This is a genomic window from Streptomyces galbus, from assembly GCF_005280195.1.
GTDB classification, from domain to species: Bacteria; Actinomycetota; Actinomycetes; order Streptomycetales; family Streptomycetaceae; genus Streptomyces; species Streptomyces galbus.
Genome location: NZ_SZPR01000008.1, coordinates 271,365 through 283,157 on the forward strand (window position 1 = coordinate 271,365; position 11,793 = coordinate 283,157).

At 72.9% G+C, this 11,793-nt stretch carries 7 protein-coding genes and 1 pseudogene; 5 read left to right on the forward strand and 3 right to left on the reverse strand.

Translation table 11 applies throughout. The annotated features are described in order from the left end of the window. Positions 1–88 precede the first annotated feature (88 nt). From E4U92_RS05650 to E4U92_RS05660, 3 genes are all read left to right on the forward strand, one after another. Positions 89–1,756, forward strand: a complete 1,668-nt coding sequence (locus E4U92_RS05650) for an NAD(P)/FAD-dependent oxidoreductase (RefSeq protein ID WP_137299132.1) — start codon at positions 89–91, stop codon at positions 1,754–1,756. 350 nt (positions 1,757–2,106) lie between these two features. Further along, positions 2,107–4,182 carry an NAD(P)/FAD-dependent oxidoreductase gene (locus tag E4U92_RS05655; RefSeq protein WP_137299133.1) on the forward strand — a complete coding sequence of 692 codons (2,076 nt, stop codon included), beginning with the start codon at positions 2,107–2,109 and terminating at the stop codon, positions 4,180–4,182. 289 nt (positions 4,183–4,471) lie between these two features. Then, positions 4,472–5,188 (forward strand): TetR/AcrR family transcriptional regulator, encoded by a 717-nt coding sequence (locus tag E4U92_RS05660; RefSeq protein WP_137299134.1) that lies wholly within the window; start codon positions 4,472–4,474, stop codon positions 5,186–5,188. A 161-nt stretch (positions 5,189–5,349) separates the two neighbouring features. Here E4U92_RS05660 and E4U92_RS35795 read toward each other — a convergent pair whose 3' ends face one another. From E4U92_RS35795 to E4U92_RS05675, 3 genes are all read right to left on the reverse strand, one after another. Continuing rightward, positions 5,350–6,372: a DMT family protein gene (locus E4U92_RS35795; RefSeq protein ID WP_168725039.1), complete on the reverse strand. Its 1,023-nt coding sequence runs from the start codon at positions 6,370–6,372 to the stop codon at positions 5,350–5,352. A gap of 247 nt (positions 6,373–6,619) precedes the next feature. Continuing rightward, complete coding sequence (locus E4U92_RS05670) at positions 6,620–8,365, reverse strand: MFS transporter (protein WP_137299135.1); 1,746 nt, start codon at positions 8,363–8,365, stop codon at positions 6,620–6,622. A gap of 305 nt (positions 8,366–8,670) precedes the next feature. Continuing rightward, positions 8,671–9,240, reverse strand: coding sequence for a TetR/AcrR family transcriptional regulator (locus E4U92_RS05675; RefSeq protein ID WP_137299136.1), 570 nt, complete (start codon positions 9,238–9,240; stop codon positions 8,671–8,673). Between the two features lie 399 nt (positions 9,241–9,639). Here E4U92_RS05675 and E4U92_RS05680 point away from each other — a divergent pair, with 399 nt between their 5' ends. After that, positions 9,640–11,505, forward strand: a complete 1,866-nt coding sequence (locus E4U92_RS05680; protein ID WP_137299137.1) for a 2-oxoacid:acceptor oxidoreductase subunit alpha — start codon at positions 9,640–9,642, stop codon at positions 11,503–11,505. Then, a pseudogene (locus E4U92_RS05685) lies at positions 11,495–11,793 on the forward strand (2-oxoacid:ferredoxin oxidoreductase subunit beta); the annotation flags it as partial. The gene E4U92_RS05680 and the pseudogene E4U92_RS05685, both read left to right, overlap by 11 nt.

The window sequence follows — 11,793 nt, forward strand, 5'->3', positions numbered from 1 at the left end:
CCGCGCCGGGGCCCGCTCCTCCCCCACGCCCAGAAGGCCCCCCACACGCGCACCACAGATCCGCCTCGACTCTGGAGGAACGAGCATCATGCAGCAGACGCCCGCGTCCGGCCCGCCCGGTCCGGCGGACCACGACGTCGCCATCCTCGGCGCCGGCATCGCCGGTTCCGTCCTCGCCGCCATCCTGGCCCGCCACGGTGTGCGGACCGTGCTGATCGACGCGGGCACCCACCCGCGCTTCGCCGTGGGCGAGTCGACGATCCCCTACACCTCCGTGATGCTGCGCATCCTCGCCGCGCGCTACGACGTGCCGGAGATCGCGCACCTGAGCCACTTCTCCACGATGCGCTCGAAGGTGTCGTCGAACTCGGGACAGAAGCGCAACTTCGGCTTCGTCTACCACCGCGAGGGCCGCGCCCAGGACCCGCGCGAGATCAACCAGTTCGTGATCCCGGTGGCCCTGTCCACCGAGTCGCACATGTTCCGCCAGGACGTCGACGCCTACATGTTCAACGTGGCGCTGCGCTACGGCGCGACCCCCCGCCTCAACACCCGGGTCACCGACGTCGACGTCGACGGCTCCGGCGTCACCCTCGGCGTGGCGGACGGCCCCGCGATCCGCGCCCGCTACCTGGTCGACGCGGGCGGCCACAACTCGCCGCTGGCCCGCACCTTCGGGCTGCGCGACGAGGTGCCGCAGCAACGCACCCACTCCCGCACCCTGTTCACCCACATGATCGGGGTACGGCCGTACGACGACTGCCCCGCGGGTCTGAAGCACGACAACCCCAGCCCTTGGCACCAGGGCACCCTGCACCACGTGTTCGACGGCGGCTGGGTGTGGGTCATCCCCTTCGACAACCACCGGGGCGCCACCAACCGGCTGTGCAGCGTGGGCCTCACCCTGGACCCGCGCAAGCACCCGAAGACCGACCTCGCCCCGGAGAAGGAGTTCGCGCAGTTCCTGGAACGGTTCCCGGCCATCGCACCGCAGTTCCAGGACGCGCGGGCGGCCCGGCCGTGGGTGTCGACCGGACGCCTGCAGTACTCCTCCAGCAAGGTGGTCGGCGACCGCTGGTGCCTGACCTCGCACGCGGCCGGCTTCGTCGACGCGCTGTACTCGCGCGGCCTGACCAACACCACCGACGTGGTCAACTCCCTGGCCTGGCGGCTGATCGACGCCGTCAAGGACGACGACTTCTCCGCGGAGCGCTTCGCCCACGTGGAGACGCTCCAGCAGGGCCTGGTGCGCGCCCACGACGACGTGGTGTCGTCCTCGTTCACGTCCTTCCGGGACTACGGCATGTGGAACGCGACGTTTCGTATGTGGGCGCTGGGCACGGTCCTCGGCACGCTCAACGCCCAGGACGCGCTGGTGCGTTTCCAGCGCAGCGGGGACCACCTCATCTGGCGCGAGCTGGAGGCCCAGCCGCACCCGGGGGCGCTGTTCCCGGCGAGCGTCGGCTTCAACAAGGTCACCGAGGCCGCGTGGGCGGCGTGCCGCGACGTCGAAGCCGGCCTGATGACACCGGACCGGGCGACGGGCGAGCTGTTCGACCTCCTCCAGGACGACGGCTACGCGCCGCCGCCGTTCGGCCTGCACGACCCGGACAACCGCTTCTACAACCCCAGTCCGCCGCGCATGCTGCGCACCATGCGCTGGGCCCGCCACGGCTCGGCCGCCCCCGACACCGGCCCCATCGTCGCCGGAGCCCTCGGCGGCTTCCTCCGCTCCCGCCTCCACCGCACCGGCTGAGGGGTGCGGCGATGTCCGAGGACACCAAGGGGGCCGGGCCGGACGGCGGTTCGTCCCGACGCCCGGGCCCGGGAGAACAGACAGGGCCGGACGGCGGCTCGATCCAACGTCCGCACCCAGCCACTGGGCCGGACACCGGCTCGGCCCGGCGTCCGGGCCGACCGCCCGCACCGGACAGCGGCCCGGCCCGACGCACGGGCGAACCGCCCGGGCCGGACACCGGCTCGGGCCGGCGTCCGGTCGGCGGGAGTGCGAGTGCCGGGCGGGGTGCGGGTGGCCCGGACGCGGTCCCGGGGGCCGGCGCGGGCCAGGCCGCGGCCGCGGGCGCGAGCCCACCGGCCCGTGTGGGCGTGCCCGCGCAGCGCGGTCGCCGCCGGGTGACGCCCAAGGACCTGCTCACCCGCCGGGCACCGGCCGAACCCCGCTCCCCCGGGCCCGCGGACCCGGGCCCCGCCTGGTACGAGGGCGCGGAGACGGTCGGCGCCGCGGAGTCGGCGCTGCCGCCCGAACCGGCCGAGGACCCGGAGAGCCCGGCGCGCCCCCACGGCGACGGCCCCACGCCCGCACACCCCGACGGCGACCGCCCCGCTGCGCTCGCCGCGTCCGGCCCGGGCCCCGCACCGGACCGCCCGACCGCTCCCGTACCACAGGAAGGACCCCGTCCGATGGCGACGGAATCCCCCGAGCCACAGGCTCACGGCACCCGACCACCGGCGGGCGGGGCGCGGGCGTCCGCGCCGGCCACCGGTACCGCACCGGCCTCCGAAGGCGCCCCGCGTCCGGACCGGGCCCCCGGCACCGCCCGGTCCGTGCCCCGGCACAAGGTCGCCGTGCTCGGCGCGCACCTCGGCGGAGGCATGCTGGCCGCGATCCTGGCCCGGGCCGGGATCGACACCGTGCTCGTCGACTCGCCGCACGACGCCGACGTCCCGGCCGGCGAGACGACGGTGCCGTACACCGCGGAGGTCTTCGAACTGCTCGCCCGGCGCTACGGTGTGCCCGAGCTGTCGGCGCTCGGGCACTTCGGCGAGCTGCCGGACGACGTGCGCCGCACCTCGGGCGTGAAGCGCAGCATCGGCTTCGTCTACGCCCGCCCCGGCAGCCGGGTGCGCCCGCACCAGGTCGTGCAGTTCAACGTGCCGAGCGAGCACGGCGAGTCGCACCTGTACCGGCCCGACGTCGACGCGTGGGTGCACCGACTGGCCCTGCGCCACGGCGCGAAGGCGGCCCCGAACCGTCCGGTCCTCACCGACGTCACCGGCGAGGCGGGCGACTTCGTCGTCGAGCTGGCCGACGGCAGCGCCTTGGGCGCCGAGTTCGTCGTCGACATGTCCGGCCCCGACGCCCCGCTCCTCGACCGCCTCGGCCCCGAGCCGGCGCTGCGTCCGCTGCGGCACTCCTCGCGGGTGCTGACCGCGCACCTCAGGGGCGTACGCCCGCTGGAGCGGCGCGTGGACCCGGGCGCGGGGGGCACGCCCTGGACGGGCGGCACCACGCAGGTCGTCTTCCCGGGCGGCTGGATGCAGTTGGTGCCGTTCGGCGAGGACCGCACCGGGGAGGGCGCGCTGACGAGCGTCGCGGTGAGCCTCGACGCGAAGCAGTGGCCGCAGCGGTCGGCCTCGCCGGAGGAGGACTTCCAGCACCTGGTCCGGCAGTTCCCGGACCTGGCCTGGCAGTTCGCGGAGGCGAGCGCCGTGCGCCCGTGGGCGAGCGCCGAGTCCTGGCAGTACGCGGCCACCCGCGCCGTCGGCGACGGCTTCGTCGTCCTCGACCGCTCCGCCGTGCGCTGCGACTTCACGCTCTCCCGGGACGTGACCCTGACCGCGGAGCTCGTCCACGAGGCGGCCGCGCACCTGATCGCGGCGGCCCGCGACGGCGACTGGTCGACGGAGCGGTTCCGGCCGCTGGAGGTCTTCCAGGCGACGCTGATCGAGCACGGCGAGCGGCTGCTGCGCTCCGCCCTCACCGCGACCGGCGACTTCCGGCTGTGGAACGCCTTCTGCCGGGTGTGGCTGCTGCACTCGATGTTCGCGGCCCTGTCCCTCAAGCGCGCCCGCAACGACGCCCTGGCGACGGGCGACCGCCCCGACCAGTGGCGGGAGTTGGGCCGCCACCGGGGCGCCGGCCTGTGGTTCCCGGTCTACGCCGGCTTCGTCGCCCTGTTCGACGACACGGACCGCCTGCTGCGCCAGGTCGCCGACCAGCGGCTGGCACCGGGGGCCGCGGCGGAGCGGATCTTCGGCCAATTGCGTACGGCCTCGTTCGTCCCCCCGCTGTTCGGCTTCGGCGACCCGGCCGACCGTTACTACAACTTCACCCCCCTCAAGCGGCTCAAGGTGCTGCTGTGGGCGAAGCGGCGGGCACCGCACATGGTGCAGCGGGTCCTCACCCCGGGCGCCACCGTGCTGCCCAGCGTCGAACGCTGACCGACCGGTCGGCACGGAACAGGGGCCGGCCGGGGCACCGGGGCCGCCGTTGCGCGCGTCACCATCTGGACGCGCGGGACGGCGGCCCCGGCCGCGTCCGGGGGCGGTTTCCGCCCGCCACGGCGCGGGGGGCGGTCGGGATCCGGCCAGCCGCCCCGACGCGCTCCTGGACACCCGCGTGGCCCACCGGAATGCTCCCTACCTGGCAGTCACCGCATGTGAGATGCTGATAGCGTAGATTTCCGCGCACCATGAATTAGCTGTCGGAGCTAGATGTCGGAGGGCCCCCATGAGCTCGGAAGGCGGGATCCCCGACCCGCACCGCGACGCCCCGCGCGGCCGCGGCGCCCGGGGTCGCGGGCGACGGCCGACGCGTGGCGGCGGACGCCGGCCGGGGCAGAGCGACACACGGGAACAGATCCTCAACGCCGCGCTGGAACTCTTCGCCACCAAGGGCTACTCGGGCACCACCATGCGCGGGATCGCCAAACAGGCCCGCGTCGACCCGGCGCTCATCCACCACTTCTTCAGCAACAAGGAGGGCGTCTTCCAGGACGCCGTCGCCGCCCGCGTCGACATGGCCGCCCTCTTCGACTCCCTCGGCGAGGAGAATCTCGACAGCGTTGCCAAGGGCCCCGGCGCCTGGGTCGCGCGCACCTTCCTGTCCTACTGGGAGGACGCCACGACCCGGCCGGCCATGGTGGCGGTCTACCGTGCCGGACTGTCCGACGAGGCCGTGGCCCACGTCTTCCGCGAGCGCATCGAGGACGCCTTCGCGACGTGCCTGCGTCGCATCGTCCCGCAACACGCCGACCGGGCACCGGCGTTCGCCTCCCTGGTCTCCGCCCAGCTCGCCGGCCTGGTCATGCTCCGCTACGTGCTCCAGGTGGAGCCGCTGGCCTCGCTGGACTTCGACGAACTCATGGACTGGCTCACCCCGTCCCTGGAGGTCCACTTCGACCGGGCCGCCCAGGAGGAGGGGGCGCGGGGCACGGAAGAGGGCTGACGGGGCTGACGTCAGGGCGACGTGACGACTGGGCGGCCACAACGCGCCGACGGGGCTCGGGCCCAGCCGACGCAGCCCGGCGGACGCGCGGTCGGGCGGTCGGACGGGCGGACGGGCGGACGGGGGTGTCCGGCCTGCGCTAGGAGTACTCGGCCCGGCGCTCAGGAAGAGCCCGGCGCCGCCGCCCTGTCGGCCCCCGAACCCGCCCTCGTACGGGAGCCGGCGGCTGACTCCGTGAAGTGACCCGCGGCCGACTCGGCAGCAGGCGCGGGGATCTCCCGGAGGCCACCGCCCCGCACTCGCCCCGACTCCCGCTGCTGCGGCTCCCCCGGGTCGCCCTCCCGGGCCTCCGCCCGGGCCAGGACGCACACCCCGCGCCCCGCGGCGACCGCCGCGACGAGCGCGGCGAGGGCGGTGCCCGGGTCCGTCGGGTAGCGGTCCCCGAAGACCACGCCGATGAGCGTGGCGAAGACCGGGTTGACCAGGGTGACGGTGGCCAGCGGCGCCTCCAGCCCGCCCCGGTAGCCGAGTTGGCACAGCGCCAGTCCCGCGGGTGCCAGGCAGAGGACGCCCGCCCCGGCGAGCACCGCCGGCCACGGCAGACCGCCACCGGCCCGCCGCAACAGCCCGTCTCCGTCGGCCAGTTCCAGCACGGCGACCTGCGCCAGCGCGGACGCCGCCGCGAAGGCGACGCCGGCCGCCGCCGCGTACCACAGGCTCGACGCCGGACCGCGCCGCGTCACCCCGGCCGCCGCCGTGGTCACGCCGAGGACACCGGCGGTCAGCAGGACCGCACCGAGCAGCGCGCCCGTGTCGGGCGCCCGGTCGGAGCCGGCCGAGCGGGTGAGCACCAGCAGCCCGGCGACCCCGGCCACCGTCAGCGCCGTCCCCCGCCACTGCTCCGCGCTCATCGGGCTGCGCAGCAGGGCGGCCGACAGCACCGGCGCCGCGACCAGCGTGAGCACGCCGAGCATCTGCACGGCGACGAGGCTGCCGTAGCGCAGGGCGGTCGTGTGCAGCAGCGCGCCGAGGGCGTTGAGCAGCAGGGAGGTCCACCAGATGCCCGAGCGCCGGTATCCGCGCGCCCCGGGCAGCGCGGTCCGCGCGGCGGCACCGCGTTGGGCGACGGCCGCGGCGGCGTACACGAGCGCCGACACCGTACCGAGCAGCAGAACGGCCATCACGGGCCTCAGCGTCCTTTCACCGGTTCACCGGTTCACCGGTTCACCGGAGGGAAGGGGGCGCGGAACAGGGACGGCCGGCACGGCGGCCAGGACGCCGGGCCGGGACGGTGCACGACGGGCCGCGGCGCACCCGCGCCCGACGGACTCGCCGTATTGCGGGTGCCCCACAACCCCTCGCACACCCGTGCCGGGGTGCCCCGCCGACGAGGCACCCCGGCACGTGCGGGCGGGCACGGTCCGCCGGCGCTCACGCCCCGCCCGGGACGTCCTGGACGTCCTCGGGTCGGATCTTCGGCAGGGCGAGGACGAGCAGGCAGGACAGGCCGAAGCAGCCGATCTGCCAGTACACGACCTGCTCGAAACTGTCGGAGAAGTTGGCCTTGCGGGCCTCGGGCACGGCCTTGGCGAGCACCGCGTTCTGCACCTTGTGCTTGACGTCCGCCGGCATCGGACTGGTCGCGAGCTCCTTGTTGATGCGCGCGCAGCTCGCCGGCGTCCGGGTGAGGTCCTTCTGGTTCATCTTGTCGTGGAAGCAGGTCTGGAACCCCTGCGTGATCTGCCCCTGCTGGTCCTGCGGCACCCCGGCGGCCGCCAGGTCGGAGCGGAGCCGGGGCACCGCGGTGTCGCTGGCGCCGTCGGCGTTGGAGCCGAGCAGGCCGTAGAAGAGGATGCCCGCGACGGCGATGCCGATGGCGATGCCGACCTGCTGCACCGTGGCCACCATGCCGGACGCCGAACCGGCCTCGCGGGAGCGGATGCCGGCCAGGATGATCCCGGTGCACGGCGCGAGGAAGAAGCCGCCGCCCAGTCCCGCCACCATCAGCGACGGCACGAGCTGGTAGCCGTGCAGGTCCGTGCCGGCCCAGTGCACCGTGGCGATGACGCCGGACATGCCGACCAGCAGCAGGCCCGTGCCGAGCGCGAGCGTCTTGGTGCCGAGCCTCTTGACCACCGCGGCGGACCGGGCGGAGCCGATCGCGATGAGCGCGGCGAAGCCCAGGCTGACCAGGCCGGCGGAGATCGGGGTGTAACCGAAGCCGATCTGCAGGCTCATGATGAACGTCATGAAGAACGACGGGATGCCCGCGAAGAACACCACGCTGATGAGGAGCCCCACGGTGAACGACCGCTCCCGGAACAGGCTCGTCGGCACCAGGGGCGAGCGGTCCGCCAGCTTGGACAGCTTGTTCTCGTAGACGAAGAACTCGGCCAGCAGCAGCGGGCTGAGCACCAGCAGCACCAGGCTCCACCCCGGCCAGTCGTGCTCCCGGCCGATGACCAGGGGCAGGATCAGGCTGAACAGGCCGGCGGTGAGGATGCCCGCACCGGTGACGTCGAGCCGGCGGGCGCCGGCGGCCGATGACTCGGGGATCTTGACCAGGCCGAACACCAGGGCGACCAGCCCGACCGGCAGGTTGACGTAGAAGATGGCCCGCCAGTCGGTGCCCATGATGTCCAGGTCGATCAGCCAGCCGCCGAGCACGGGCCCGAGGACGGTGCCCAGGCCGACCGAAGCGCCGTACATCGCCAGGGCCTTGGGGCGCTCCTCCTTGGAGAAGGTGACCTGAAGGATCGACAGCACCTGGGGGAACATCAGGCCGGAGCACAGGCCCTGGAACACCCGGGAGACGATCAGGAAGGTCGAGTTCGGGGCCGCGCCGCACAGCGCCGAGGCGGTGGTGAAGCCCAGCATGCCGATCAGGAAGACCTTGCGGCGGCCGTGGATGTCGCCGAGCCGCCCGCCCGTCACCAGGGTGCAGGCGAAGGCGAGCGAGTAGACGGCGACGACGAGCTGGATCTCGGCGAAGGTGGCTCCGAGATCACTCTGGAGCGAGGGCAGGGCGACCATCGTGATGGTCGTGTCCAGCATCTGCATGAAGATCGCGGACAGTGTGACCGCGAGGACGACCCAGCGAGCGGCATAGGCCGCAGCCGGACCGGGCGAAGTGCCGGGCGGGTCGGCCGCCTTGGCGCCCACGTCGATCGATTCCATGTTTCCTCCTTGGGCCCGCTGCCCCTCTCGGCAGCGCCCGTCCGGCTATTTCACTCTCCAATGAAGTCTACGAGCAATGAATTATGCGCCGCAAGCCGATGAGGACACGATCCGGACACCGAACGTCCGTTCACATCAGCGGGGTGGGCCTGAGTTGAGCCGACCGAGCAGGCGGAGCCGGACCGGAGCCCGGCCGACGACACACCGCGGGAGCACGACGCACGACGCACGACGGGCGGGGAGGATGCCCCTCCCCGCCCGCCAGGACGTTCCACACCGACGCCCGACCAACGGGCGGCGCCACCTCAGACGTCGGGCTCGCCCGCACCGAGCAGCGCCTCCACCACGGGCGCCAGGGCGTCGACGGCCCCCTCGCCGCCCTCCTTGAACAACGTCTCGTCCAGCAACCCCATGTGACGGGAGGTCATGATGCCGATGAACAGGCTGCTGACCAGCCAGACCCGGACCTCGTCGGCGCCCGAGTCGGCGACCTCGCGGGGCAGCAGGGCTCGGCTCATCCGCTCCCTGGCGACCGGCAGGTCCAGCACCGAGCGCAGCACCCCGAGGATGCGCCGTCCCTGCTCGGGGTCCTCCCAGTCGGCGACCGCGTGCCGCAGCAGCCACTCCGCCGCCCCGGCGTCCCCGCGGCGCAGCGCCTCCCGCAGGACCTCGGCCGGCCGCACGGTGTCGGCGATGACGGCGCTGTAGAGCGCCTCCTTGGAGTCGAAGTAGTGCGGCACGAGCGCCGGGTCGCAGCCGGCGTCCGCCGCGATGGCCCGGATCGAGGTGTTGCGGTAGCCGAGTTCGGCGAACAGGTCCGCGGCGGACCTCATGATCGCCTGCCGGGTGTCGGACAAGCCTTTCGCTTCTGCCACAGCGGAACTTCCTCTCGTTCCCGAGTCCCCCGCAGGACGCGTGCACGCCCGGCATCGGCCAGGAGCCGCAGCGTGGCACCGCCCGCGGCGACCCCTCCGAGACAGGAATTCACCTTGGCGTGAACTCTACGCTCCGTGACTTCCGGGGTCAAAGCTTAGACACTTCCCCGCCACCCCGAACACCCCTCCTGAACAGGTGCGTTGTCGGCGAAACCCGCAGCCGGCCACGCCGCGCCGCCCGGACGGTCAAACCCGGACGCACCTCACCCGAGCAATTCAACACCCATTGAAATACGGCCGGGATCGCCCTACGCTCGCCGACGGGCGCCGCCCCTTCGTCCACGTGACGACCGCGCGACCCGAACCGCGCACCACGCATTCCGCCCACGGGAGAGGCACTTGCCGGTGACGTATCAGACACAGCAGCTCGGCCGGGTCGTCATTCGCTTCTCGGGCGACTCGGGCGACGGCATGCAGCTGACCGGAGACCTGTTCACCTCGGAGACGGCGTCGTTCGGCAACGACCTCGCCACGCTCCCCAACTTCCCCGCCGAGATCCGCGCCCCCGCCGGCACCCTCCCCGGGGTGTCGTCCTTCCAGCTGCACTTCGCCGACCACGACATCCTCACCCCCGGGGACGCGCCGAACGTCCTGGTCGCCATGAACCCCGCCGCGCTGAAGGCGAACATCGCCGACGTCCCGCGCGGCGGCGAAGTCATCGTCAACACCGACGAGTTCACGAACCGGGCCCTGCAGAAGGTCGGCTACGCCGCCTCCCCGCTGGAGGACGGCTCGCTGGACGGCTACCACCTGCACCGGGTGCCGCTGACGACGCTGACGGTCGAGGCGCTCAAGAGCTTCGGGCTGAGCCGCAAGGAGGCCGAGCGCAGCAAGAACATGTTCGCGCTGGGGCTGCTGAGCTGGCTCTACCACCGCCCCACGGAGGGCACGGAGAGGTTCCTGCGGACGAAGTTCGCGAAGAAGCCGGAGATCGCCGAGGCGAACATCGCGGCCTTTCGCGCGGGCTGGAACTTCGGTGAGACGACGGAGGACTTCGCGGTCTCCTACGAGGTGGCGCCGGCCGCGCAGGCGTTCCCGGTCGGCACCTACCGCAACATCTCCGGCAACCTGGCCCTCGCATACGGGCTGATCACCGCCTCGCGCCAGGCCGACCTGCCGCTGTTTTTGGGCTCGTACCCGATCACCCCGGCCTCGGACATCCTGCACGAGCTGAGCCGGCACAAGAACTTCGGCGTGCGCACCTTCCAGGCCGAGGACGAGATCGCCGCGGTGGGTGCCGCCCTGGGCGCCGCGTTCGGCGGGTCGCTCGCGGTCACGACGACGTCCGGCCCGGGCGTCACCATCAAGCAGGAGACCATCGGCCTCGCTGTGTCCCTCGAACTGCCGCTGCTGATCGTGGACATCCAGCGCGGCGGCCCCTCGACGGGCCTGCCGACGAAGACCGAGCAGGCGGACCTGCTGCAGGCGATGTACGGCCGCAACGGTGAGGCCCCGGTCCCGGTGGTCGCGCCGAGGACCCCGGCCGACTGCTTCGACGCGGCCCTGGAGGCCGCCCGCATCGCCCTGACCTACCGCACGCCGGTCTTCCTGCTCTCCGACGGCTACCTCGCCAACGGCTCCGAACCCTGGCGCATCCCGGAGCTGGACGAACTGCCGGACCTGCGGGTGCAGTTCGCGCAGGGACCGAACCACACGCTGGAGGACGGCACCGAGGTCTTCTGGCCCTACCTGCGCGACCCCCACACCCTGGCCCGCCCCTGGGCCATCCCCGGCACCCCCGGCCTCGAACACCGCATCGGCGGGATCGAGAAGCAGGACGGGACCGGCAACATCTCCTACGACCCCGCCAACCACGACTTCATGGTCCGCACCCGCCAGGCCAAGATCGACGGCATCGACGTACCCGACGTCGAGGTCGACGACCCGCACGGCGCCCGCACCCTGGTCCTGGGCTGGGGCTCCACCTACGGGCCCATCACCGCCGCGGTACGCCGGCTGCGCACGGCCGGGGAATCCATCGCGCAGGCCCACCTGCGCCACCTCAACCCCTTCCCGCACAACCTCGGCGAAGTACTCGCCCGCTACGAGCGCGTGGTCGTACCCGAGATGAACCTCGGCCAGCTCGCCGGGCTGATCCGGGCGAAGTACCTGGTCGACGCGCGGTCGCACACACAGGTCAACGGCATGCCGTTCAAGGCGGAACAGCTCGCGCAGGTTCTCAAGGAGGCCCTCCATGCCCGTTGAGGCACTCACCCTCGTGCCGAAGGCGGAAGCCCGGCAGTCGATGAAGGACTTCAAGTCCGACCAGGAAGTGCGCTGGTGCCCCGGCTGCGGCGACTACGCAATCCTCGCCGCCGTGCAGGGCTTCATGCCCGAACTGGGCCTGGCCCGCGAGAACATCGTCTTCGTCTCCGGCATCGGCTGCTCCTCCCGCTTCCCGTACTACATGAACACCTACGGCATGCACTCCATCCACGGCCGCGCCCCCGCCATCGCCACCGGCCTGGCCACCTCCCGAACCGACCTGTCGGT